This window comes from Cupriavidus sp. 94F1 (assembly GCF_057798875.1).
Genome location: NZ_JBYOJT010000004.1, coordinates 111,554 through 133,982, shown reverse-complemented (window position 1 = coordinate 133,982; position 22,429 = coordinate 111,554). Strand labels below are relative to the sequence as shown.

General features: G+C 68.8%; 20 protein-coding genes and 2 pseudogenes. 8 read left to right on the top strand and 14 right to left on the bottom strand.

Annotation, left to right across the window (positions count from 1 at the left end; genetic code table 11):
• Positions 1 to 4: 4 nt before the first annotated feature.
• From AC3FJ6_RS11490 to AC3FJ6_RS11480, 3 genes are all read right to left on the bottom strand, one after another.
• A complete protein-coding gene (locus AC3FJ6_RS11490) occupies positions 5 to 1,060 on the bottom strand; it encodes a porin (RefSeq protein ID WP_488771969.1) in 1,056 nt (351 codons plus the stop codon).
• A gap of 203 nt (positions 1,061 to 1,263) precedes the next feature.
• The gene (locus tag AC3FJ6_RS11485) at positions 1,264 to 2,061 is read right to left on the bottom strand and encodes an ABC transporter permease (RefSeq protein ID WP_488771967.1); all 798 of its coding nucleotides are present in this window, start codon (positions 2,059 to 2,061) and stop codon (positions 1,264 to 1,266) included.
• The gene (locus AC3FJ6_RS11480) at positions 2,058 to 2,720 is read right to left on the bottom strand and encodes an ABC transporter ATP-binding protein (RefSeq protein ID WP_488771966.1); all 663 of its coding nucleotides are present in this window, start codon (positions 2,718 to 2,720) and stop codon (positions 2,058 to 2,060) included. The genes AC3FJ6_RS11485 and AC3FJ6_RS11480 overlap by 4 nt, the downstream gene beginning before the upstream one ends.
• Positions 2,721 to 3,085: 365 nt before the next feature.
• On the opposite strand from AC3FJ6_RS11480, the gene AC3FJ6_RS11475 reads away from it, so the two are divergent.
• The gene (locus tag AC3FJ6_RS11475) at positions 3,086 to 3,265 is read left to right on the top strand and encodes a CsbD family protein (RefSeq protein ID WP_092598271.1); all 180 of its coding nucleotides are present in this window, start codon (positions 3,086 to 3,088) and stop codon (positions 3,263 to 3,265) included.
• A gap of 218 nt (positions 3,266 to 3,483) precedes the next feature.
• Positions 3,484 to 4,389, top strand: a complete 906-nt coding sequence (locus AC3FJ6_RS11470; protein ID WP_488771965.1) for an EamA family transporter — start codon at positions 3,484 to 3,486, stop codon at positions 4,387 to 4,389.
• On the opposite strand, the gene AC3FJ6_RS11465 is transcribed toward AC3FJ6_RS11470, so the two are convergent.
• The 5 genes from AC3FJ6_RS11465 to AC3FJ6_RS11445 all read right to left on the bottom strand — a co-directional run bounded on the left by AC3FJ6_RS11465 (position 4,313) and on the right by AC3FJ6_RS11445 (position 10,736).
• Positions 4,313 to 5,725, bottom strand: a complete 1,413-nt coding sequence (locus AC3FJ6_RS11465) for an FAD-binding oxidoreductase (RefSeq protein WP_488772364.1) — start codon at positions 5,723 to 5,725, stop codon at positions 4,313 to 4,315. The genes AC3FJ6_RS11470 and AC3FJ6_RS11465 overlap by 77 nt on opposite strands.
• A 72-nt stretch (positions 5,726 to 5,797) precedes the next feature.
• Entirely contained in the window at positions 5,798 to 6,601 is an 804-nt protein-coding gene (gene hpaI, locus AC3FJ6_RS11460) for a 4-hydroxy-2-oxoheptanedioate aldolase (protein ID WP_488771964.1), read from the bottom strand.
• Positions 6,602 to 6,650: 49 nt separating this feature from the next.
• On the bottom strand, positions 6,651 to 8,120 hold the full coding sequence (locus AC3FJ6_RS11455; protein WP_488771963.1) for an NAD-dependent succinate-semialdehyde dehydrogenase: 1,470 nt from the start codon (positions 8,118 to 8,120) through the stop codon (positions 6,651 to 6,653).
• Between the two features lie 45 nt (positions 8,121 to 8,165).
• Positions 8,166 to 9,689 carry a UxaA family hydrolase gene (locus tag AC3FJ6_RS11450; RefSeq protein WP_488771962.1) on the bottom strand — a complete coding sequence of 508 codons (1,524 nt, stop codon included), beginning with the start codon at positions 9,687 to 9,689 and terminating at the stop codon, positions 8,166 to 8,168.
• Between the two features lie 21 nt (positions 9,690 to 9,710).
• Positions 9,711 to 10,736, bottom strand: a complete 1,026-nt coding sequence (locus AC3FJ6_RS11445; RefSeq protein ID WP_488771961.1) for a tripartite tricarboxylate transporter substrate binding protein — start codon at positions 10,734 to 10,736, stop codon at positions 9,711 to 9,713.
• 145 nt (positions 10,737 to 10,881) lie between these two features.
• On the opposite strand from AC3FJ6_RS11445, the gene AC3FJ6_RS11440 reads away from it, so the two are divergent.
• From AC3FJ6_RS11440 to AC3FJ6_RS11430, 3 genes are all read left to right on the top strand, one after another.
• A complete protein-coding gene (locus tag AC3FJ6_RS11440) occupies positions 10,882 to 11,904 on the top strand; it encodes a LysR substrate-binding domain-containing protein (RefSeq protein ID WP_488771960.1) in 1,023 nt (340 codons plus the stop codon).
• Positions 11,901 to 13,166, top strand: coding sequence for an NAD(P)/FAD-dependent oxidoreductase (locus tag AC3FJ6_RS11435; protein WP_488771959.1), 1,266 nt, complete (start codon positions 11,901 to 11,903; stop codon positions 13,164 to 13,166). The genes AC3FJ6_RS11440 and AC3FJ6_RS11435 overlap by 4 nt, the downstream gene beginning before the upstream one ends.
• A 326-nt stretch (positions 13,167 to 13,492) precedes the next feature.
• Positions 13,493 to 14,245 (top strand): SDR family NAD(P)-dependent oxidoreductase, encoded by a 753-nt coding sequence (locus AC3FJ6_RS11430; protein ID WP_488771958.1) that lies wholly within the window; start codon positions 13,493 to 13,495, stop codon positions 14,243 to 14,245.
• 19 nt (positions 14,246 to 14,264) lie between these two features.
• Here the strand turns inward: AC3FJ6_RS11430 and AC3FJ6_RS11425 are convergent.
• Positions 14,265 to 14,417 (bottom strand): annotated as a pseudogene (locus AC3FJ6_RS11425) (L-rhamnonate dehydratase); the annotation flags it as partial.
• On the opposite strand from AC3FJ6_RS11425, the pseudogene AC3FJ6_RS11420 reads away from it, so the two are divergent.
• From AC3FJ6_RS11420 to AC3FJ6_RS11410, 3 genes and pseudogenes are all read left to right on the top strand, one after another.
• Positions 14,414 to 14,563, top strand: a pseudogene (locus tag AC3FJ6_RS11420) (L-rhamnonate dehydratase); the annotation flags it as partial. The pseudogenes AC3FJ6_RS11425 and AC3FJ6_RS11420 sit on opposite strands and share 4 nt — an antisense overlap.
• 220 nt (positions 14,564 to 14,783) lie before the next feature.
• Positions 14,784 to 15,644: a sensor histidine kinase gene (locus AC3FJ6_RS11415; protein WP_488772363.1), complete on the top strand. Its 861-nt coding sequence runs from the start codon at positions 14,784 to 14,786 to the stop codon at positions 15,642 to 15,644.
• Positions 15,641 to 16,402 carry a LytR/AlgR family response regulator transcription factor gene (locus tag AC3FJ6_RS11410; RefSeq protein ID WP_488771957.1) on the top strand — a complete coding sequence of 254 codons (762 nt, stop codon included), beginning with the start codon at positions 15,641 to 15,643 and terminating at the stop codon, positions 16,400 to 16,402. Before AC3FJ6_RS11415 ends, AC3FJ6_RS11410 begins: the two co-directional genes overlap by 4 nt.
• 16 nt (positions 16,403 to 16,418) lie before the next feature.
• Here the strand turns inward: AC3FJ6_RS11410 and AC3FJ6_RS11405 are convergent, their stop codons facing one another.
• The 5 genes from AC3FJ6_RS11405 to metC form a co-directional block, all read right to left on the bottom strand.
• A complete protein-coding gene (locus tag AC3FJ6_RS11405; protein ID WP_488772362.1) occupies positions 16,419 to 16,751 on the bottom strand; it encodes a 2TM domain-containing protein in 333 nt (110 codons plus the stop codon).
• A gap of 153 nt (positions 16,752 to 16,904) precedes the next feature.
• Complete coding sequence (locus AC3FJ6_RS11400; RefSeq protein ID WP_488771956.1) at positions 16,905 to 19,151, bottom strand: molybdopterin-dependent oxidoreductase; 2,247 nt, start codon at positions 19,149 to 19,151, stop codon at positions 16,905 to 16,907.
• A 4-nt stretch (positions 19,152 to 19,155) separates the two neighbouring features.
• Positions 19,156 to 20,076 carry a Bug family tripartite tricarboxylate transporter substrate binding protein gene (locus tag AC3FJ6_RS11395; RefSeq protein ID WP_488771955.1) on the bottom strand — a complete coding sequence of 307 codons (921 nt, stop codon included), beginning with the start codon at positions 20,074 to 20,076 and terminating at the stop codon, positions 19,156 to 19,158.
• A 98-nt stretch (positions 20,077 to 20,174) separates the two neighbouring features.
• On the bottom strand, positions 20,175 to 21,206 hold the full coding sequence (locus AC3FJ6_RS11390) for a M14 family metallopeptidase (protein WP_488771954.1): 1,032 nt from the start codon (positions 21,204 to 21,206) through the stop codon (positions 20,175 to 20,177).
• Positions 21,190 to 22,404, bottom strand: a complete 1,215-nt coding sequence (gene metC / locus AC3FJ6_RS11385) for a cystathionine beta-lyase (protein ID WP_488771953.1) — start codon at positions 22,402 to 22,404, stop codon at positions 21,190 to 21,192. The genes AC3FJ6_RS11390 and metC overlap by 17 nt, the downstream gene beginning before the upstream one ends.
• Positions 22,405 to 22,429: the final 25 nt, after the last annotated feature.

The window sequence follows — 22,429 nt, the reverse complement described above, 5'->3', positions numbered from 1 at the left end:
GGGGTCAGAAGCGGTGGCGTACCCCCACCATCGCGCCGAACTGGCTGTCGCCTGCCCGGATGTTGTCCGCGCTCAGGCTGGCGCGCGACGCAACGCCCTTGCTGGTGCGGTTCCACGCGTAGCCCAGGTCCAGGTAGGCGCTGGTGCGCTTGGAGAACGCGTAGTCGGCCGTGGCGACGAAGACGACCGGGTCGGCGCTGGTCTCGGCATAGTCGTTGTAGTACACCGCGCCCTTCAGCATCAGTGCCGGTGTGGCCTGGTAGCCCAGTCCCATCCAGTAGATGTTGCTGTGCTTGAAGGCCGCGCCCGCGCCGCTCAGGTTTTCCCACCGATAGCCAGCAAAGACCTTGGCCGGGCCGAAGGCATAGCTGCCGGCCACGGACGCGCGCTGGTCCTTGATATCGGTGTCGGGCTGGCGCAGGTCGTACACCAGGCCGACGTCGAGCGGGCCCCTCGTGTAGCGCAGGCTGGCGGCGTACTCGCGGCCCTTCTTGTAGTTGCCCGGCACCTCGCCGCTGCCGAAGCCCAACGGGGCGCTGTTGTCATAGCCGAAGCTGTAGAGCGCCGCCGCCGTCAGGCCGCCGAACGTGCCCTTGTACTGGATGGCGTTGTCGGCCCGGCTGGCCATGAACGGGTCCAGATTGACGATCGAGTATTGCGAGGTGGCGGCCATCGGGTCGAACGCCAGCGTGAAGTCGTAGATCGGCGTCTGCTGGCGGCCCAGCATCAGGGCCCCGAACCGGCCCTGCAGGCCCACGAATGCCTGCCGGTTGAAGAGACGGCTACTGGCCGATGTGCCGGTGTCCAGGTTGAAGCCGCTCTCCAGCACAAACACGCCCTTGAGACCGCCGCCCAGGTCTTCCGTGCCGCGCATGCCCCACCAGGAGCCGGTGGTGATGCCGTTGCCGGACTGCATGCGCACGTTGCTGTGGTCGCCGGCGGTGCGGTTCAGGTATTCCACGCCGACGTCGGCCACGCCATACAGGGTGACGCTCGACTGCGCCTGAGCGCCGGCGGCAAACATCGTGATTGCAGCAGCCGCTGCCAGTTTCAGTTTCATGCCTTGTTCTCCAGGTTGGGAAGGAATCCGCAATGATCGGAAGGCATGAATTTTTCGGCTTTGATTTGGCTCGCTTCTTCGTCACTCTGAATGAGATTTTTCTCATTCGAGATGAGACTGTTGCACGGAAATGCGTCACTACATGGCAGTTCTACGAAGTGCCATGTCAATGGTGTCAGGGCTGTTGCAGTTGGGGTGGCGGTTCAGGCCGCGTGCAGACGGTCCAGGCGCAGGCGGTGGCGCTCGTCGGTCAGGCGCCATACGGCCAGCCAGCCAGCTACCACCACGGCCAGCAGGCTGCCGCCGGCCAGCAGGAACATCAGCAGGATCTGATAGCGTGCGGCGTCCATTGCGTCCATGCCGGCCAGGATCTGGCCGGTCATGATGCCCGGCAGCGTGATGATGCCCGCTGCCGCCATCGTATTGATCGTCGGCAGCAGTCCGCCGCGCACCGCCTGCCGCAGGATCGGACGCAAGGCGGCATGGCGGTCGTCTCCCAGAGCCAGCCTGGCCTCGATGGCCTGGCGCTGGTGCCAGGCGGCGTTGAGCGTGGCGTGCAGCGTCAGGCTGGCCGCGTTCATGGCGTTACCCAGGATGATGCCGGCCAGCGGAATCGCGTGGCGTGCGTCGTACCACGGTGTGGGGCGCAGGGCGGTGAGCAGTGCCAGCACCGTGATGACCAGCGTGGGGGCGCTGACCGACGCCAGCCCGATCGACATCTGCCAGCGCGGCGCGAAGCGGCGCTCCAGCCGGCTGCCGGATTCACGCGCCGCGGCGAAGATCATCGCCGTCACCACCAGCAGCGTGAGCCATGGCGACGACAGCGCAAAGACCGCGCGCAGTACCAGGCCTACCAGCATCAGTTGCACCACCATGCGGGCCGCGGCCCAGAGCAGGGCGCGATGGATGCCCAGCGACATGGCCAGCGACAGCGCCGCGCCGGCCACGATCAGCAGGCTGGCCAGCGTCAGATCGCCCGTTGTCAGCAGGATCGGGTTCATGGGTGCAGGGGCTCCAGTCCGGACGGGCACAGACGCCAGTGCGCGTGCTGCAGGCGCGCTGCCTGTTCGGTGTTGTGGGAAACGACCAGCAATCCGACGCCCTCGGCCATGACTTCGCGCAGCACGGCTTCCACGGCCAGTGTGGTGTCGTGATCCAGCGCCGAGGTGGGCTCGTCGAGCAGCAGGAAGCGGGGGCGGCGGACGATGGCCCGCAGCAGCGCCAGCCGCTGCCGCTCTCCGGTGGACAGATGGCTGACGCGCGCGGCCAGGATGTCGTCGCGCAGGCAGAGCCGGCGCGCCAGGCGCGCGAGCCGGGTATCGGCGGTGCCGGGTGTTCCGGAGCCACGGGTCGTATCGGCGATGTCGGCCGGGCCGAGGTCGTCGAAATGGCTACGCACGTCGTCGGCCCACCAGCCCGATTCCGCCGCCACATAGATCACCTCGCGTCGCCAGGCCGGCCCGCTCAGCGCCTCGCGCGGCGTGGTGCCGATGCGTACGCTGCCGTTGCTGGGATCGAGGTCGGCAATCATGCGCAGCAGCAGGCTCTTGCCGCTGCCCGACGGGCCCGACAGCACCGTGCATTTGCCGCCCGTCACATCGAACGTATAAGGGCCGCGGCCGTGGCCGGTCAGGTCTTGGATATGCAGGTGGCCGTCCATAGGGCGGGGCGGGGGCAAGGCGGGTGGAAGGCGGAGTGCTGCAAGCGTATCGTCATTCGATGAATGGCGGATTAAGTGAGAGTGAGGCATATGGCATGACGTCAGGCGGCATCAGGTGCGATGCATGCGCAGGCCCGGCTCCAATTGTCGGCGCCGACGCGGCGTGTGCAAGGGCGAGCCGCACCGGCGCCGGGAGAACCGCATTGGCACCGTCCGACATCCTGTTGCGGCTATGTCCTACACGACAGCTCCCGTGCCCTTTCTACACTGTCCAGTAGCGCCGTTGCCTGCCGCAGCGCCCGCCAGCCGGGCCAGCGCGCGGACGCCGGACGCCCTACGAACCGACCCATCAGGAGAGTGCGATCATGAACAAGGACCAGGTGAAGGGCCGCATGAACGAGGCCAAGGGCAAGGCAAAGGAACTGGCCGGCAAGGTAACCGGCAAGACTTCCACCGAAATGAAGGGCAAGGCCCAGCAGGTGGCCGGCCGCACGCAGGCCAGCTATGGCGATACCAAGGAAGACATGAAGAAGAACCCGCGCTAGGGCCTGATCCGGCGCGAGGCAGGGGCCGCCAGCCACTGGCGGCGCCCGATCACCGTAAAGCGGGGCTGCGGCCCCGCTTTTTGCATGGTGGCCCCGATTCATGACGGGCGGTAAATGCTGTGTTCCATATCCGTCGGCTTCCGTCGGACGGTGCAGTGCTGTAATGTGCGCACATTCATCGTGTTCCTCCACCTGCACTGGTCCCAAAGGGAATCTCCATGGCCACACGCCGTTCGACAGACCTGTTGCTGACCGCGCTGGCGCCCGCCATCTGGGGCACCACGTACCTGGTGACCACCAACTGGCTGCCGGCCGGCTATCCGCTGACGGTTGCCACGCTGCGTGCGCTGCCGGCGGGTATTTTGCTCTGGTTGCTGGGGCGGCAGTTTCCGGCGCGCAGCTGGTGGGCCAGGCTGCTGGTGCTGGGCGCGCTCAATTTCTCGTTCTTCTGGGCCATGCTATTCGTCTCGGCCTACCGGCTGCCCGGCGGCGTGGCGGCCACGCTCGGTGCCATCCAGCCACTGATCGTGATCGCGCTGTCGCGTGTGTTGCTGGGATCGGCGATCCGGGTGGGCGCGATTGCCGCGGCGCTGGCCGGGCTGGCGGGCGTGGCGTTGCTGGTGCTGACCCCGAAGGCCACGCTCGATGCGGTGGGCGTGGCGGCCGGACTGGCTGGCGCAGTGTCGATGGCGCTAGGCACCGTGCTCACGCGCCGCTGGCAGCCGCCGGTGCCGGCGCTGACATTTACGGCCTGGCAACTGACGGCGGGCGGCATCCTGCTGGTGCCGTTCGCGCTATGGCTGGAGCCGCCGCTGCCCACGCCCACGCTGGCCAACGCGCTGGGCATGGCGTGGCTGACGGTGATCGGCGCGGCGCTGACCTACGTGCTGTGGTTCCGGGGCATCGCGCGGCTGGGCCCCGGCGCCGTGGCAACGCTGGGGTTCCTGAGCCCGCTCACGGCGGTGCTGATCGGCTGGATCGTGCTGGGCCAGACGCTGAGCACGGCGCAGATCGCGGGCATGGTGCTGGTGCTCGGCGGGGTCTGGCTCAGTCAGCGGGCCCAGCGATCGGTGGCAGCACCCGCCCCGGGTTCAACAGGTTCTTCGGATCGAGCGCGCGCTTGACCTGCCACATCAGCTCCAGCTCCACCTGCGACTTGTAGCGGCCCAGGTCGTCGCGCTTGGCCACGCCGATGCCGTGCTCGGCCGAGATCGAGCCGTTCTCGGCGTGGGCCAGACCATCGACCAGATCCGACACGGGCTTGTACCACTGCGCCAGGAAGTCCCTGGCATCGCGGTCTTTCGGGCGCAGCGGGTTGAAGTGGACGTTGCCGTCGCCCATATGGCCGTAGATCACCATGCGGGTGGCCGGCTCGAGCGCCAGCACCTCGGCCGACGCCTTGTCGATGAACTGCGCGATGCGCGACACCGGCACCGAGATATCGCACTTGATGCTGCCGCCGGTGCGCGTCTGGGCGTCCGAGATTTCCTCGCGGATGCGCCAGAACTGCTGCACGTCGGCCAGGCTCGACGCCACGGCGGCATCCACGACCCAGCCATTGCCGAGGCCCGATTCCAGGATTTCCATCAGCGTGCCGCCGAGGGTTTCCTCGTCGGTGCCCGATGTCAGTTCGATCAGCACCATCCAGTCATGACGCCCCGGCAGCGGCGACGGCACGTCGCCCAGGTATTCGAGCACCAGGTCCAGCGCCGGGGCCGAGATCAGTTCGAAGGCCGTGACCGCGCCGCCCGACAGCGCGCGGGCCTCGCCCAGCAGCTTGACGGCAGCCTCCGGGCCGTCCACGGCCACGAACGCCACGGCGGTGGAGCGCGGCTGCGGCATCAGCTTCAGCACCGCGCCGGTGATGATGCCGAGCGTGCCTTCGGCGCCGATGAACAGGTGCTTGAGGTCGTAGCCGGTGTTGTCCTTGCGCAGGCCCTTGAGCGACGAAAAGATGCGCCCGTCGGGCAGCACCACCTCGATGCCCAGCACCAGATCGCGCATGTTGCCGTAGCGCAGCACGGCCGTGCCGCCTGCGTTGGTCGACAGGTTGCCGCCGATCTGGCACGAGCCCTCCGAGCCGATGCGCAGCGGAAACAGGCGGCGGGCATCGTCGGCCGCGGCGCGTGCGCCGGACAGCGTCACGCCGGCTTCCACGGTCATCGTGTCGTTGACGGTGTCGATGGCCAGCACGCGGTTCATCTTCTTCAGGCTGATGACCACGGCCGTGCCGCTGTCGTCGGGCACGGCGCCGCCCATCAGTGACGTGTTGCCGCCCTGCGGGACGACGGGCACGTCGTGCTCATGGCACCAGGCCATCACGCGGCTGACCTGTTCGGTGGTGGCGGGCATGACCACCAGCGGTGACTTGCCGCGATAGATGCGGCGGTAGTCGGTCACGTACGGCTCGGTGTCGGCGTCGGCGGTCAGGCAGCCGTTGGGGCCGACGATGGCCAGCATGGCCTGCAGCAGGTCGGCTTGCAGGGCTTGAGAGGGCAGGGCTTGGGAAGGCAGCGGGGACATCCTGGATACTCAGTAGGCGGCGCCGGGCGCGGACACCTGTTGGGCGCGCTCCGGCAGGAATTCGGCGGCGAGCCTGCGCGCCGCGTTGGCGTAGACCAGCACGTCGACGCCGGTGGCCACGAAGGTGCAGCCCAGTTCCAGGTAACGACGCGCCAGCGCATTGTCTGACGTCAGCGTGCCGGCGGCCTTGCCGCTGGCGATGATCGTGCGCATGGCCGTCTCGATCTGGGCCTGCACCTCGGGGTGGCCCGGGTTGCCGCGATGACCCATCGACGCGGCCAGGTCGGCCGGGCCGATGAAGACACCATCCACGCCATCGACCGCGCAGATCGCTTCCAGATTCTGCATGGCGGTCACGGTCTCGGCCTGCACCAGCAGGCAGACCTCATCATCGGCCACGGCCAGGTAGTCCTTGCGGGCGCTCCATTGCGACACGCGCGCCACGGCGCTGCCCACGCCACGCACGCCGAACGGCGGGTAGCGCGTGGCGCGCACCAGTGCGGCGGCCTGTTCGGCGGTGTCCACCATCGGAATCAGCAGCGTACGGGCGCCGATGTCCAGCAGCTGCTTGATCAGTGCGGTCTCACCCGACACGGCGCGCACCACGGGCTGCGAGCGGTACGGGGCCAGTGCCTGCAGCGTCTGCAGGATGGTGCGCACGTCGTTGGGCGCGTGTTCGCCGTCCACCAGCAGCCAGTCGAAGCCGGCCGTGGCGCTGATTTCGGCGACGTAGGGGGTGGCGGCGGACATCCAGAGGCCGATCTGGGCCTGGCGGGCGGCCAGCGCGGCCTTGAACGGGTTATGGGCGGGCATGGGGTGTCTCCTGTCGGTGCGGGTGTCGAACGGGGTTCGATGGGCGTTGTCAGTGCAACTGGCCCTGGCACAGATACTTGGTATGCATGTAATCGTCAAGCCCGTGGCGCGATCCTTCGCGGCCGTAGCCCGATTCCTTCACGCCGCCGAACGGCGCCGCCTCGGACGCCAGCGCGCCTTCGTTGATGCCCACGATGCCGGTTTCGAGCGCCTGCGCCACGCGCCAGATGCGCCGCACGTCGTTGGAATAGAAGTAGGCGGCCAGCCCGAACGGCGTGTCGTTGGCGTCGCGGATCACTTCATCCTCGCTGGTAAAGCGGAACACAGGCGCCACGGGCCCGAAGGTTTCCTCGTGCGCCAGCGCCATCGCGGGCGTGGCGCCGGCCAGCACGGTGGGGGCGTAGTAATGCGGGCCGTCGGCGGTGCGCACGCGCTCGCCGCCCACCACCACGCGGGCGCCCTGGTCCACGGCATCGCGCACATGGCGGTCGATCTTGTCGACGGCGCGGGCGTTGATCATCGGACCGATCTGCGCGGCGGGGTCGGTAGCCGGGCCCACGTGCAGCGCACCCACGCGGGCGGCCAGCTTGCTGACGAAGGCGTCGTGGACGCCGGCCTGCACGTACACGCGGTTCGGGCACACGCAGGTCTGGCCGCCGTTGCGGAACTTGGCGGCCATCAGGCCCTCCACGGCCGCATCGAGGTCGGCATCGTCGAATACGATGAACGGGGCGTTGCCGCCGAGCTCCAGCGACAGCTTCTTGAGCGTGCCGGCCGACTCGCGGGCCAGGTGCTTGCCCACCGGCGTGGAGCCCGTGAACGTGATCTTGCGCACGCGCGCATCGGCCAGCCAGGCATCGACCACGGCGGGGGTGTTGCCGCGCGATGCGGTGACGATGTTCAACACGCCTTGCGGCAGGCCCGCGCGTTCCGCCAGGCGGACCAGCGCCAGCGCGGTCAGCGGGGTGTCTTCGGCGGGTTTGGCCACCACGGTGCAGCCGGCGGCCAGCGCGGGCGCGATCTTGCGGGCGATCATCGCCAGCGGGAAGTTCCATGGCGTGATGGCGGCTACCACGCCCACCGGCTCCTTGAGCACGATCATCTTGCGGCCCGGCACGGCCTCGGCCACCACGTCGCCGCAGATGCGCGTGGCTTCCTCGGCGAACCATTCCACGTACGACGCCCCGTAGCGCACTTCGCCCACGCTCTCGTGCATGGGCTTGCCCTGCTCGGCGGAGATGATGCGGGCCAGGTCCTGCTCGTTGGCCAGGATCAGCGCGTGCCAGCGTTTGATGATCTGGGCACGGTCGCGGGCGGTGCGGCGGCTCCAGGCCGGGAAGGCCGCCGCGGCGGCGTCGGCGGCGCGCCGGGCGTCGGCGGCATCGCTGTCGGGCACGTCGGCGATCACTGCGCCCGTGGCCGGGTCGGTCACTTCCAGGCGGGCGCGGCTGTCGCACCATTGCTGGTCGATAAAGTTCTGGCTACGAAGCAGGGTGGGGTCGGTGAGGGTGGTCAGCATGCGATGGCGGGGTCGGATGTTGGAAGCGTCTGATATGCGAGGGGCCTAGCTCACGATCCCCACGTGCCAGGGCACGAATTCGTGATCGCCCAGCCCAAGCAGCTCGCTCTTGGTGGGTTCGCCGGATGCGGCGCGCAGGATGTGTTCGAAGATCCGTTCGCCCATCTGCGCCACGCTGAGTTCGCCATCGAGCACCAGGCCGCAGTTGATGTCCATGTCTTCCTCCAGGCGGCGGAACATCGGCGAATTCGAGGCCAGCTTGATGGTCGGGGCGGGCTTCGAGCCGAACATCGAGCCGCGGCCGGTGGTGAAGCAGATCAGGTTGGCGCCGCTGGCGATCTGGCCGGTGGCGGCCACCGGGTCGTAGCCGGGGGAATCCATGAAGACCAATCCGGCGCGGTCGATCGGCTCGGCGTACTCGTACACGGCCTGCAGCGGCGTGGTGCCGCCCTTCATGGCCGAGCCCAGCGATTTCTCGAAGATGTTGGCCAGGCCACCCTGCTGGTTGCCGTGCCCCACCACGCCGTTGAACTGGGCGTTGTGTCCGGCGGTGTAGCGTTCCCACCAGGCCAGGCGATCGAGCAGCTTCTTGCCTACCTCGGGCGTCACCGCCCGGCGCGTGAGCATGAACTCCACGCCGTGGATTTCCGGGGTTTCCGACAGGATTGCGGTGCCGCCGTGGCGCACCAGGATATCCATGGCCGCACCCAGCGCCGGGTTGGCCGTGATGCCCGAGAAGCCGTCCGAGCCGCCGCATTCGAGGCCGATCTTGATATGGCTGGCGCTCACTGGCTGGCGCCGGAAGGCATTGGCGGCCGGCAGCATGGCCTCGATGGCGCGGATACCCGCCTCGATCGTGGCGCGCGTGCCGCCCGTGTCCTGCATCACCAGCGTGTGCAGGTTCTCGCCGCGGACCAGCCCTTGCGATTCCACCAGCGAAGCCACCTGGTTGCGCTCGCAGCCCAGGCCGACGATCAGCACGCCGGCCAGGTTCGGATGCCGCGCATAGCCGGCGATGGTGCGGCGCAGGAGGTCGAAGTGCTCGCTTGGCGATGACATGCCGCAGCCACTGCTCTGCGCGAATGCCACCACCCCATCGACATTGGGATAGGCGGCCAGCCGCTCCTTGGTGAAATGCGCGGCGATGTGCTTGATGACCGTGGCCGAGCAGTTCACCGACGACAGGATGCCGACGAAATTGCGCGTGCCCACGCGCCCGTCCGGCCGCACATAGCCCATGAACGTCGCGCGTTCGCGTTCCGGCACGTAGGCCACGGGGCGCACATCGGCACAGAACGCGGGATCGCGGTAGTCGTCCACGAGCCGCAGGTTATGGCTGTGCACGTGCTCGCCGGCGGCAATGTCGCGGTCGGCCACGCCGATCACGGTATCGTACTTCTTGACCTGCTCGCCGCGTGCAATCGCACGGGCGGCGATCTTGTGGCCGGCGGGCACCTGGGCGCGCACGCGCACGTCCAGATCCTCCAGGTGCTGGCCCAGCGTCAGGTCGGCGCGGGCGATCAGGACGTTGTCGTTGGCGTGCAGGCGGATGACGGGGTTCAGGGTCACGATTGACAGGATTGGGGCGGGTTAGCTCTGGGCGAGCATTTCCTTGAGTTTCAGGCGCTGGATCAGCTGCGTTTCCTGGCCGTAGACCTCGGCCACGTACTTCTTGTAGTCGGGGCCGTCCAGATACATGATCGGCGCGTCGATGCGGGCGGCCACGGTCTTGAATTCGGCGCTGGCCACGGCGGCGCGGAACGCATCGCGCAGCTTCTTTTCGATGTCGGGCGGCAGGCCCTTGGGCGCGCCGATGCCGTTGGGGGCTTCCACGACGACGTTGTAGCCCAGTTCCTTGAGCGTGGGCGTGTCCTTGAAACGCGGCGTGCGCTGCTCGCCCCAGGTGGCCAGCAGGCGCAGCTTGCCGGCTTCCACATGCGGCGCCCACGAACTGGAATCGGCCAGCAGGTCCACCTGGTTGGCCAGGACGTCCTGCAGGGCCTGCGAGCCGCCCTTGTAGGCGATGGCGTTGAATTTCACGCCCGCGGCCAGTGCGAACTGCTCCATGCCGACGTGCGTGGCGCCGCCGATGCCGGCATGTGCGTAGGTGAGCTTTCCCGGGTGCGCCTTGGCCTCGGCCACCACATCGGCCAGCGTCTTGAAGCGCGAGCCGGCCGGCACGGCGATGCCGAAGGTCTGGCCAGAGGTGCGTGCCAGGTAGGTCAGTTCGGTGCGCGGGTCCAGCTGCAGCATGCCCAGCTGCGAGAAGCGCGTGACCGAAATCGGGATCTGGCCAATGGTGTAGCCATCGGGGGTGGCGCGGGCCAGCGCCTTGGTCCCGATCATGCCCGATGCGCCGGCGCGGTTTTCCACCACGATCGACTGCTTGAGAATCCCCGACGCCACCTGGCACAGGGCCCGCATCGACTGGTCGGCCGTGCCGCCCACCGGCCAGGGGCAGATGAACGTGATGGGCCGGTCGGGATATTCTGCCGCGGCGCGTGCCATGCGCGGCACAAGCAGGCTGGCCGTGCCGGTGGCGGCAACGGCGGCGGTGGCGGCGCTGCCCAGCAGTAGCCGGCGGCGCGAAAGGCTGGCGGGAAGACCTTGCGTCATGGGGGATGTCTCCAATCTTGTTTTAGGTCGCGGACCGGCGTCGATGCCAACCCGCTCTGGGACGGATTGTGGGCGTCCCGAACATAACCATCCAATAGAAAATTGGCATTGCTTCATAACCTTCCGGTTAGGTAGACTCGCTGCCATGGCGCATATCGACCGGGCCTTCCGCTCCAATATCAAGCTTCGCCACCTGCAACTGCTGGTGGCGCTGGACGAGTTCCGGCATCTGGGCCGCACCGCCGAATTCCTGTCGGTCAGCCAGCCGGCCGTGTCCAAGGTGCTGGCCGAAGTGGAGAAAATGCTCGGGCTGACGCTGTTCACGCGCTCCACGCGCGGCACGGAGCCCACGCCGGCTGGCGAATCGCTGGTGCGCTTTGCGCGCGCCGTGCTGGCCCAGTACGACGTGACGCGCGACGAGATCGAGGCCGTGGCCAGCGGCGCGGCAGGCCGTGTGCGCGTGGGATCGATGGGCGCCACGCTGCCTGTGCTGCTGGCCCGGGCCGTGGCGCGCCTCAAGGACCGCTCGCCGCGTGCGACGGTGCTGGTCGAGGAGGGCGACCTCACGCATCTGCTGCCCCGCCTGCGGCTGTCGGAACTCGACGTGATCGTTGGCCGCCTGGAACCCAGCTACGCCGCGCCGGACCTGATCACCGACGCGCTCTACGAGGATCCGATGGTGGCCATCGTGGCCGCCGGCCACCCACTGGCGCGGCAGGCCAGCCCCGACTGGACCGACCTGGCGCGGCATCCGCTGGTGTTGCCGCCGCCGTGGGCATCGCTGCGCGTCAAGATCGAGCAGGCGTTCTTCCGCCACGGGCAGCCGCCGCCGGCCGACGTGATCGAGTCGTCGTCGTACCTGGCCGTTACCACCTTCGTGGCGCAGCGGCAGGTGGTGGGTTTCGTGGCAGGCTCCGTGGGCCGACAATGGCAGGCCGAAGGGCGCTTCCACGTGCTGGCGATGCCCGTGGAAGTGGAACTGCCGCCCGTAGGTCTCATCACGCTGCGCGACCGCCGGCTGCCGCCGAGCGTGGCCGAACTGGCCGATTGCCTGCGCGAGACGGCGCGGGACATCGACATGGCAAACAGCAGCCCCGGCAGCCCCGGCAGCCCCGGCAAGGGCGCCCGGACGCGCAAGACCGCTAAACCCGCAAGCAAGACCTCATGACAGAAACTTCCAGAACGTCCCGCCAGACCGAAGTCGTTGTGCTGGGTGCCGGCATCGTTGGCGTTGCCACGGCGCTGGCGCTGCAACAGCGCGGCCATGCCGTGTGCCTGATCGACCGCAACCCGCCGGGCCGCGAGACCTCGTACGGCAATGCCGGCATCATCCAGCGCGAGGCGGTGCAGCCGTATGCGTTTCCGCGCGCCTGGCAGGCGATCCTGCGGGTGGCGGCGCGGCGTGGCAATGACGTGCATTACCACCTGCGGGCGCTGCCGTCGCTGGTGCCGTCGCTGGCGCGCTACTGGCACGCGTCGGCGCCGGAACGCTATATGGCCACGGTCAGTGCCTACGCGGCGCTGATCCGCCACTGCATCGACGAACATGCGCCGCTGATCGAACGCGCCGGTGCCCAGGACCTGGTCCGCAAATCGGGCTGGCTGGAGGCCTACCGGACGCCGGCCGCGTTCGACGCGGCGGCCAAGGCGGCCGGCACCGTCGCGGCCGCGCACGATCTGCGCCACGCGGTGCTGGACAGCGCGGCACTGGCCGCCGCCGAGCCGGTGCTGCAGCGGCCGATGGCCGGCGCGGTGCACTGGCAGGACCCGTGGACGGTCAGCGATCCCGGCGAACTGGTGGCGCGCTACGCGGCGCTGTTCGAGCGCGAGGGGGGCGTGCTGCTGCAGGGCGACGCCGATACGCTGCGCCAGTCGGGCAGCGGCTGGACGGTGCGCACGCGCGATGGCGCGGTGCAGGCCGAACATGCCGTGATCGCGCTGGGGCCATGGGCGGCGGGGCTGACGCGCCGGCTCGACTACCGGCTGCCGCTGTTCGTCAAGCGCGGCTACCACCGCCACTACCATGTGGACGCCATGCCGGACAGGCCGCTGCTCGACGCCGAGAACGGCATCCTGCTGGCACCGATGCGCCAGGGCCTGCGGCTGACCACGGGCGCCGAGTTCGCGCATCATGAATCGCCGCCCACGCCGGTGCAGTCGGTGCGGGCGGAAATGCTGGCCGGCGATCTGGTGCGGCTGGGCCAGCCCGTGGAAGCACAGCCGTGGATGGGCGCGCGACCGTGCATTGCCGACATGCGCCCGGTGGTGGGGCGCGCGCCGCGTCATGCCAACCTGTGGTTCCACTTCGGACATGGCCACCAGGGCCTGACGCTTGGGCCCGCCACGGCGCGCCTGCTGGCCGAATTGTTCGACCGCGAAACGCCGTACGTGGACCCCACGCCGTACGATCCGCGCCGCTTCGGCCGTTAAGCTGCCGAAGCCGCCGCGGCCTTCGACTGCGCGCGCGCCTGCAGGTGGCCGACGAACGCCGTGGCCACGTCCGACAGCGCCTCGTTCTTGCGGTGTCTCCCTGGCTATTCCAGAATGGAATGGCTTGCTCTTATAAATTGATTGGAACGATATAGGCTGGCGGCTTACAGTGCAACGGACGCTTCTCACCCCACCAAAAAGACAGGAGACAAGATGAAGCTGATTCGCTACGGTGCGGCCGGCCAGGAACGGCCCGGCCTGATCGATGCCCAGGGACGCCTGCGCCAGCAGCAGCGCACCGTGGCGGCCAACGTGGGAGACCCGCAATGAACCAGCTCGACCTGAAGGGCCGCGTGGCCGTGATTACCGGCGGTGCGCAGGGCATTGGCTACGCCGTGGCCGAACGGATGCTGCGTTCGGGTGCCGTGGTGTCGCTGTGGGACGTCAACGAGGCGCAGCTGGTCAGGGCTTGCGACGCGCTGTCGAAGCTGGGCCAGGTCACCGGCGAGGTCGTGGAACTGACCGACGAGCATGCCGTCGACCAGGCCACGCAAGCCACGATCCAGAAGCTGGGGCACATCGACGCGCTGGTCAACAGCGCCGGCATCACGGGCGGCAATGCCCCCACCTGGGAACTGGACCCCGCCGTCTGGCGGCGCGTGATCGAGGTGAACCTGATCGGCAGCTACCTGACCTGCCGGTCTGTGGTGCCGCACATGATGGCCCGCAAGTTCGGGCGCATCGTCAATATCGCGTCGGTGGCCGGCAAAGAGGGCAACCCGAACGCATCCCACTACAGCGCGTCGAAGGCGGGCGTGATCGGCCTGACCAAGTCGCTCGGCAAGGAACTGGCGCAGAGTGGCGTGCTGGTGAATGCCGTGACGCCCGCGGCGGCGCGCACGCCGATCTTCGACTCGATGACCGAGCAGCACATCGCGTTCATGCTGTCGAAGATCCCGATGGGCCGCTTCCTGGAAGTGGAAGAGGCCGCGTCGATGATCGCCTGGCTGACGACCGAGGACTGCGCCTTCAGCACGGGCGCGGTGTTCGACCTGTCGGGCGGACGCGCCACCTACTGAGCGAAGTCATCTGGTCCCTGATACCGAAGCTCTGCCGGCTGCGGCGGTATTCGGGGGACTTCGCCATCGGCGCGGCGATGTGGTCGTCGATCCAGTGGCCAGCGCCCTGGTCGTGATAGTCGGCGCCCGCGCCGCGCAGCGTGAAGGCACGGACGCGCCCGATGGTGGGCATGTCAGATCGTGCCGATGTTCGATCCGCAACTGCTGGACGAGCCGGTGCCCGTCAACGGCCGGATGAAGGCGTCCGCGCTCGATGCGCCAGGGTTTGGCGTACGGCTGAACCCGGAACTGCCGCTGCACCGGCCGCATCCGAGGTAGTCCGGCGGAGATCTGCGTAGATCCGTCGCTGGCGCCGCATAGCGACGGGCGGCGCCGGATTCCTGTCGATCCGCACTTTTCCCATGTCCGCCGTGCCGGGCCGGTGGTAATCTCGCGGCAACTCCACCCCCGCCCCCGGGATTCCACCTTGCGTTCCGTCGATCCAGAACTCTGGCGTACCGCCGCCGACCAGCGCGCCTATCAGGACGCGCGCCGCCGCGTGCGGGCGCTGCGCTTCTTCTACATGCATGCGCTGGTCTATGTGGGGGTCAACGCGCTGCTGATCGTCGTCAACCTGGTGACGTCGCCCGAGCGGCCGTGGGTGCGTGCGCCGCTGATGGGCTGGGGCATCGGCCTGGCCGTGCACGGCATCATGACCTGGAGCCGTGTCGGCCTGCTGGGCAGGAGCTGGGAAGAACGCAAGATTGCCGAATTCATGGCGCGCGACCAGGTGCGCACGCTGTCCACCGAGAAACAGCTGGTGGAAGCGCAGATGCGGCTGCTGCAGGCGCAGATCGAGCCGCATTTCCTGTTCAACACGCTGGCCAACGTGGTGAGCCTGATCGAGCCCGCGCCGCAGAAGGCCACGCTGATGCTCGAACACTTCATCGCGTACCTGCGGGCATCGCTGGCGGCCAGCCGGGCCACGCAGGGCACCGTGGCGCAGGAAGCCACGCTGCTGCGCGACTACCTGGCGCTGATCAAGATTCGCATGGGCGAGCGGCTGCAGTACACGGTGGACGTCGATGGATCGCTGGACACCGTGCCGCTGGCGCCGATGCTGCTGCAGCCCGTGGTGGAAAACGCCGTCAAGCACGGGCTGGAGCCCAAGGTGGAAGGCGGCCGCCTGCTCGTGAGGCTGGAACGGCGCGGGGCACGCATGCTGGCCACGATCGAGGACGACGGCATGGGCTTCAGGCCGGGCGGCAATGCCGGGGTGGGCTTGTCCAACCTGCGCGAGCGGCTGACCGTGCTCTATGACGGCGATGCCCACGTCCGCATCGAGGACCGCGCGCCTGGCACCGCCGTGCTGATCGACATCCCGCTGCCACGCGCGCACCGGAACGGAGACCCCGCATGAAGCCCACCGCGTTGATCGCCGATGACGAGGAACACCTGCGCGCGCACCTGCGCGGCAAGCTGGCCCGGCTCTGGCCGGAGCTGGACATCGTGGCCGAAGCCGCCAACGGCCTGGAAGCGGCCGAGGCCATCGCCCGGCTGGCGCCCGCCGTGGCCTTTCTCGACATCAAGATGCCGGGCCTGTCGGGGCTGGAAGTGGCGCAGGGCATCGAGACCGACACGCGCCTGGTGTTCGTCACCGCCTACGACGAGTTCGCGCTCGACGCGTTCGAACGCGCCGCCGTCGACTATCTGGTGAAGCCAGTCACCGACGAGCGGCTGGGCCGCACCATCGAACGGCTGCGCAAGGCGTTTCAGGAGTCCGCGCCGCTGCCCGAACTGGCGCAGCTGCTGGGTCAGCTGGCGCGTGGACAGGCGCGCGCGGAAGGTGCCGGGCCGCTGCGGTGGGTGCGCGCGAGCCGGGGCAACACCACCAGCCACGTGCCGATCCAGGACGTGCTGTATTTCCAGAGCGACGACAAATACCTGGTGGTCCACACGCAGGACGGTGAACACCTGATCCGCACGCCGCTGCAGGAACTGATCGACGGACTGGACCCCGAAGTCTTCTGGCAGGTGCACCGCTCGACCATCGTCAACATGGAGCACGTGGCCGGCACGCGGCGCGACGATTCGGGGCGCCTGTTCGTGCGGATGCGCGGCGCCGACACGGAACTGCCGGTATCGCGCGCCTACGTGCACAAATTCCGGCAGATGTAGCCCCCGGGCCGGCTGGTCACTGGTGCCGGTTCATGAATTCCTGGATCTTGCGGGTTTCCCAGTCGCGGCCCCAGCGCGACAGGCGCGTCCAGACCAGGATGCCATGCACGCCCAGCCCCAGCCCCCAGGCCAGCGTGGTCGTCAGCGGCCACGGCCAGCCCGAGGTGGCGTAGTGCGACCAGGACGGTGTCGGAAAGTAGAAAAAGCGCAGCCACAGCCAGCTGTTCACCACCACGTAGACCAGCAGATGGATATACCAGCCGCGCAGCACCCGCACCATGCGGCGGGCACGCCAGTAGGCCCAGGCCTGGTCGTCATCGGCGCTGGCGTTCGGAAAGGGGGGATGCATATGGCGCATGGCTCGTTCCTCGTCGTGAATGTCGTTGCGATGTGACAGGTATAAGCCACGGCGAAGGCACTTGCCAGGGGCAGGGGCTGAATCGACGGCAACGTGTCGCCAATGACGGCGAGGTGGCGCGAGTGACGGGCATGGTTTCGGCGTCTACCCCTCCCGCGACACCTCCACCAGGCAACTCATCGCGTTTGGCCCCTGGGTCAGGTCCGATGTGCCGATGTCGAGCGTCAGCGTATTGGCGGCGCCGGCGCGGTCCACGCCTTCGGCATCGGGGTCGTACCAGGCGCCAGTGGCGATCATTGCCACGCCCGGGGCCACGCCGTCGCTCACCGCCAGGCCGGCGGCAATGGCGCCGCGGGCGTTGTGCACGCGCACCCGCATGCCGGGGTGCAGGCCGCGCGCGGCGGCATCTGCCGGATGCAGCGTGATCCGTTCGGCGCCGGCCACCTTGCCGGCCTGGGCCAGTGGGGCGGCATCGAGCTGGCTATGGAGCCGGTCGGCCGGCTGCACGGAAACGAGGTGCAGCGGGTGGCGCCGCGCTTCGGCCGCGCCCAGCCATTCGACGGGGGGCTGCCAGTTCGGATGGGTGCCGCAGTCTTCGGACATGGCGCCCAGTGTCGGGCTGGCAAGCTCGATGCGGCCGCTTGGCGTGCGCAGCGGATGCGCCAGCGGGTCTTGCCGGAAATCGTCGAACAGCACGAAGTCGTCGGTGGGTGCGGGCAGGGCCACGTGCCCGCTGCGCCAGAACTGATCGAACGGCGGCAGTTCGATGCCGGCGCTTGCCTGGGCGTCGCGGCAGCGGGCGTAGATCGACGCGATCCAGCCGCGTTCGTCGCGGTCCTCGGTAAAGGCCGCGCGATAGCCGAGGCGGTCGGACAGATCGGTAAAGATGTCGAGATCGCTGCGCGCCTGATGCAATGGGGCGATGGCCTGGTGCATGGCCAGCACATAGCGGTCGCGCGAAGAGCCGCCGATATCGTTGCGTTCCAGCGCGGTGGTCACCGGCAGCACGATATCGGCATGACGCGCGGTGGCCGTCCAGCAGATGTCCTGCACGATCACGGTCTGCGGGCGCGCCCATGCCTGGCGCAGCCGCCCCAGCTGCTGGTGGTGATGGAACGGGTTCCCGCCGGCCCAGTGCACCAGCTTCACATCGGGATAGTGGCGCGTCTCGCCCTTGAAGCGGTAGGCGGTGCCCGGATTCAGCAGCATGTCCGACAGCCGTGCGCAGGGGATGTCGACTTTGGCCGGGTTGCGCCCGACCGGCATTTCCGGGCCCGGCGTGGCCACGCGCGGGTTGCCCACGCCATTCATCGATCCATGCCCGAAGCCGAAACCGCCGCCGGGCAGGCCGATCTGGCCCAGCATGGCCGCCAGCGCAATGGCCATCCAGTATGGCTGCTCGCCGCGATGCTGGCGCTGGACGGCGAAGCTGCAGGTGAGGTAGCTGCGCTTGCCGGCCAGCTGGGCGGCCAGTTGGGCGATACGCGCAGCCGGAATGCCGGTAATGGCGGCCGCCCACGCCGGCGTCTTCGGCTCGCCGTCGGCGTGGCCCAGCAAATAGGATTCGAGTTCGGCCCAGCCGCTGCAATGCGACTGCAGGAATGCCGCGTCGTGCGCGCCCGTGCGCCGCAGTTCGTAAGCCAGCGCCAGCATCAGCGCGACATCGGTGTTCGGCCGGATCGGAATCCATTCGGCGCCCAGGAAATCGGGGCAATCGTCGCGCGTGGGGCTGATATTGATGACCGTGGCGCCGCTGGCTGCCAGCTTGCGCAGCCAGGACTCCTGCGTATGCTCGGCGGCGCCGCCCGACGACACCTGGCCGTTCTTCAGCGCCAGTCCGCCGAAGGCCACGAAGACCTCGGTATGGGCGATCAGGCTGGGCCAGGCCGTGACGCGGCCCGTCAGGGGCCGGTCGGTGCCGATGACGTGGGGCAGCAGGAATTGCGCGGTGCCCCAGCTGTAGTTGCCCACCTGGTCCACGCAGCCGCCGCCCGTGAAATGAAAACGGCGGATCAGCGAGCGCGCGTGGTGCAGCCGCCCGGCCGACGACCAGCCGTAGGACCCGCCGAATACGCCGGCCGGGCCATGTTGCTCGCGGACGCGCCGGATCTCGCCCGCCACCAGGTCGAGCGCGACGTCCCACGGCACCTCGACGAAATCGTCGCGTCCGCGTGCATGGCCGTCGCTGGCCTCGCGCTGCGCCAGCCAGCCGCGCCGCACCATCGGCGTACGGATGCGCGTGGGCGAGTAGACCATCGGCACGATGGCATCGAGCAGGGGCGACGGGTTGGGATCGGCGGCGAACGGTTCGCAGCGGACCAGCCTGCCATCGTCGACGACGGCCGTGAAGGCCCCCCAATGCGCCAGTTGCGGGTAGCGGCGGACGGTCACGGGTTCAATCGCCCTGGATGCCGGCCTTGCGGATCAGGTCGCCCCACTTGGCGCGCTCGCTGTCGAGCAGCTTCGCGAACTGCTGCGGCGTGTCCGAGGTGGCATCCATGCCCGATATGGCCAGCCGGTGGCGGATCTCGGGGTCGGCCATGACCTTGACCAGCGCCTTGTTCAGCTGCGTGATGACATCGGGCGGGGTGCCGGCCGGCGCCACCAGCCCGTACCAGTTGGTGACCTCGTAGCCGGGCACGCCGGCTTCGGCCACGGTTGGCACGCCGGGGAACTGCGGCGAGCGTCTGGCAGTGGTCACCGCCAGCACGCGCAGCTTGCCTGACGCGATCAGCGGCTTGGCCGACGGATCGGAGAACGTGATCGGCACCACGCCGCCCATCACGTCGGTCAGCGCGGGGGTGGTGCCCTTGTACGGTACATGCTGCATCTGCACGCCGGCCAGCATCTTGAACTGCTCGGCAGCGATCTGGCCGATCGTGCCGTTGCCGCCCGATGCGTACGAGAACTTGCCGTCCGCGCGCTTCACGGCCGCCAGCAGGCCCTGCACGTCCTTGTATGGCGTGTCGGCGCCCGTCACCAGCACGTTGGGCATGGTCACCAGCACGCTGACCGGCGCGAAGTCTTTCTGCGGGTCGTAGGCCAGCTTGCGCAGGTTCGGCCAGATCGTGAACGATCCCGGCGTGGCGATGTAGAGCGTGTAGCCGTCGGGCGCGGCCTTGGCCACCATGTCGGTGGCAATCAGGCCGCCCGCGCCGGGCCGGTTGTCGATGATGACGTTGGCCTTGAGCTGGTCCGACAGCGCCGGGGCAATGGCACGCGCCAGCGCGTCGGCACCGCCGCCGGGCGGAAAGCCAACCACCACGCGGATCGGCTTCGACGGATCGGGCCAGGCCGCATGGGCCAGGGGTGTCATGAGGGCAAGGCAGAGAACGAGGGCGCGGCGGGCAAACATGGTGAGGCTCCGATGGTCTTGCTTCAAGGCTTGGTAAGGCGTTGTGGCGCGGGCCGTTGTCATGCCGTAAGTAAAGGCTGGATCGACACCGTGTCCCATTCCCACGCCACGAACGCCAGGCGCTCGCCGGTGTGGACCACGGGGTCGCTGCGCAGGCCGATCAGCACGCCGTCGCGCGTGAGTGGCTTGACGGGCGTGAGCGAGGCGTCGAGCTTGAGCGTGTCGCCAATCGATGCGCCTTCGCCGAGCTTGTCTCCGGCCCGTGCCGCCGGAATGAACAGGCCGCCGTCATCGGCGGTGATCCAGCCGCGCCGTGTCACGCGCCGCAGCGTGGTGGCGGCGGGCCTGGCCGGCGGGCCGTCGAGAATGCCCATCTGCACGGCCAGCGTGTGGAAGCCGGTCTCGGCCACGGCGATGTTGTCGGCCTCGAAACGGCTGCCGCTGCCCAGTTCGAGCATGAACGCGCAGACCCCGGCGGCCAGGCACTGGTAGTCGAGCGCGCCCGCGATGTTGCCGGGCAGCTCGCCCTTGCCGCCCACGTCCTGCTGGCAGGCCACGTGGGGATGAAACGGCGCCATGGCGGCCAGCACTTCGGCCTCGGTCACGCTGCTGCCCGGGTGGACCTTGTAGACCGTGTAGGGGCGGGCGTCGAACAGCGGATTCATCGTATGCAGGTTGATGAGCACGTCGGCCACGCCGCGCACCTCGCTCATCAGCGCATGGGCCAGCCGCTCGGATACCAGGCCGCCGGCGCTGCCCGGATAGGTCTGGTCCAGGTCCAGCTCGTCATAGGGATTGCGCTTGCGCCGCGCGTCCAGCGCCTGCGGATTGCCGGTGGGCGTGACCACCACGTTGCCGCGCATGGCCGCGGGGTCCAGGCTGCGTGCGAAACGCAGGGCCGCCACCATGCCGTTGATCTCGTCGCCATGCACCTGTCCATGCAGCCAGAGCGTGCGCCCCGGCCGTGCGCCACGTACGGCCACGTAGGGCAGCGTGACTGACATGCCCGAGGCCATCGAGCCAACGGGTAGCTGCCCGCTGGTGCGGGCGGGGCCGGATTGCTGGCGCAGCCAGTCACCGATGATGGGCATGGGAAGTGTCCTTTTCTGTCGAGTCGAGATGAGCGATGGCGGCGAATGCCTGATCCAGGTCCGCCAGCAGGTCGGTGACGGCTTCCAGGCCGATATGCAGGCGGATCACGGTGCCGTGCTGCGACCAGTCCGTGACGCTGCGCGCGCGGCGCATGTCGGCCAGCACGGCCAGGCTTTCGAAGCCGCCCCACGAGGCGCCGATGCCGAACAGCTGCAGGCTGTCGACGAAGCGTTCGGGCGCCACCGGCGCCTGCGAGCGCAACGTGAACGACAGCAGGCCGTTGGTGCCGTGGCAGTCGCGCTGCCACAGCGCGTGATTGGGATCGTGCGGCAGCGCGGGGCAGAAGACATCGGCCACCTCGGGGCGGTCGAGCAGCCACTGCGCCACGGCCAGCGCGCTGGTCTGGTGCTGGGCCAGGCGTGCACCGAGCGAACGGATGCCGCGCTGCACCAGGTAGGCGTCGTCGGGGCTGACGGTCATGCCGAAGGCATCGGCCATGGTGGCCAGCGGCTGCCACGCGGCCTCGGTGGTGCACACTGTCCCCATCATCACGTCGGAATGGCCGCCCAGGTACTTGGTGGCCGCCATCAGCGAGATGTCGGCGCCGAGCGTCAGGGGGCGGTACAGCAGGCCCGAGCCCCAGGTATTGTCCGCCGCCACCAGCGCACCATGCGCGTGGGCGCGGGCCGCCAGCGCGGGCAGGTCGCACATCTCATAGACCAGCGAACCGGGCGCCTCGACATAGACCAGCCGCGTCTCCGGGCGCAGCTTCGCGTCCAGGTCGGCGCCGTTGGCGGCATAGAAGTCGGCCGCAATGCCGTGCTGGCGCAGGAAGCCGTTGGCCAGGTTGCGCACCGGCTCGTAGACGCAATCGGGCAGCAGCACGTGCTGGCCGGGGCGCACGTAGGCCAGGATCGTCATCGCCGCGGCGGCCAGGCCCGACGGAAACAGTCGCGTGCGATAGCCACCTTCCAGCGTGGTCACCATGTCTTCGAGCGCGAAGTTGGTGGGGTTGCCGCGCGCGCCGTATGTGAACAGCCGCTCGGTGTCGCGCCGGGCGCGCATCTCGCGCTGCTGCGCGACTGACTCGAACAGCACGGTGCTGGCGCGCACCACGGGCGGATTGACCGGCTGTCCGCCGGGCACGGCCGCGGTGCGTCCGGCATGGGCAAGGCGGGTGGGGATCGCTTTCGTCATTGGCTGGCCTGTGGGTTGGCGCATG

Excerpts from the sequence above, each read along its gene's own strand:
- AC3FJ6_RS11490 (WP_488771969.1), bottom strand. The coding sequence starts at position 1,060 with ATGAAACTGAAACTGGCAGCGGCTGCTGCAATCACGATGTTTGCCGCC.
- AC3FJ6_RS11485 (WP_488771967.1), bottom strand. The coding sequence starts at position 2,061 with ATGAACCCGATCCTGCTGACAACGGGCGATCTGACGCTGGCCAGCCTG.
- AC3FJ6_RS11480 (WP_488771966.1), bottom strand. The coding sequence starts at position 2,720 with ATGGACGGCCACCTGCATATCCAAGACCTGACCGGCCACGGCCGCGGC.
- AC3FJ6_RS11475 (WP_092598271.1), top strand. The coding sequence starts at position 3,086 with ATGAACAAGGACCAGGTGAAGGGCCGCATGAACGAGGCCAAGGGCAAG.
- AC3FJ6_RS11470 (WP_488771965.1), top strand. The coding sequence starts at position 3,484 with ATGGCCACACGCCGTTCGACAGACCTGTTGCTGACCGCGCTGGCGCCC.
- AC3FJ6_RS11465 (WP_488772364.1), bottom strand. The coding sequence starts at position 5,725 with ATGCTGGCCATCGTCGGCCCCAACGGCTGCCTGACCGCCGACGCCGAC.
- hpaI (WP_488771964.1), bottom strand. The coding sequence starts at position 6,601 with ATGCCCGCCCATAACCCGTTCAAGGCCGCGCTGGCCGCCCGCCAGGCC.
- AC3FJ6_RS11455 (WP_488771963.1), bottom strand. The coding sequence starts at position 8,120 with ATGCTGACCACCCTCACCGACCCCACCCTGCTTCGTAGCCAGAACTTT.
- AC3FJ6_RS11445 (WP_488771961.1), bottom strand. The coding sequence starts at position 10,736 with ATGACGCAAGGTCTTCCCGCCAGCCTTTCGCGCCGCCGGCTACTGCTG.
- AC3FJ6_RS11440 (WP_488771960.1), top strand. The coding sequence starts at position 10,882 with ATGGCGCATATCGACCGGGCCTTCCGCTCCAATATCAAGCTTCGCCAC.
- AC3FJ6_RS11435 (WP_488771959.1), top strand. The coding sequence starts at position 11,901 with ATGACAGAAACTTCCAGAACGTCCCGCCAGACCGAAGTCGTTGTGCTG.
- AC3FJ6_RS11430 (WP_488771958.1), top strand. The coding sequence starts at position 13,493 with ATGAACCAGCTCGACCTGAAGGGCCGCGTGGCCGTGATTACCGGCGGT.
- AC3FJ6_RS11410 (WP_488771957.1), top strand. The coding sequence starts at position 15,641 with ATGAAGCCCACCGCGTTGATCGCCGATGACGAGGAACACCTGCGCGCG.
- AC3FJ6_RS11405 (WP_488772362.1), bottom strand. The coding sequence starts at position 16,751 with ATGCATCCCCCCTTTCCGAACGCCAGCGCCGATGACGACCAGGCCTGG.
- AC3FJ6_RS11395 (WP_488771955.1), bottom strand. The coding sequence starts at position 20,076 with ATGACACCCCTGGCCCATGCGGCCTGGCCCGATCCGTCGAAGCCGATC.
- AC3FJ6_RS11390 (WP_488771954.1), bottom strand. The coding sequence starts at position 21,206 with ATGCCCATCATCGGTGACTGGCTGCGCCAGCAATCCGGCCCCGCCCGC.
- metC (WP_488771953.1), bottom strand. The coding sequence starts at position 22,404 with ATGACGAAAGCGATCCCCACCCGCCTTGCCCATGCCGGACGCACCGCG.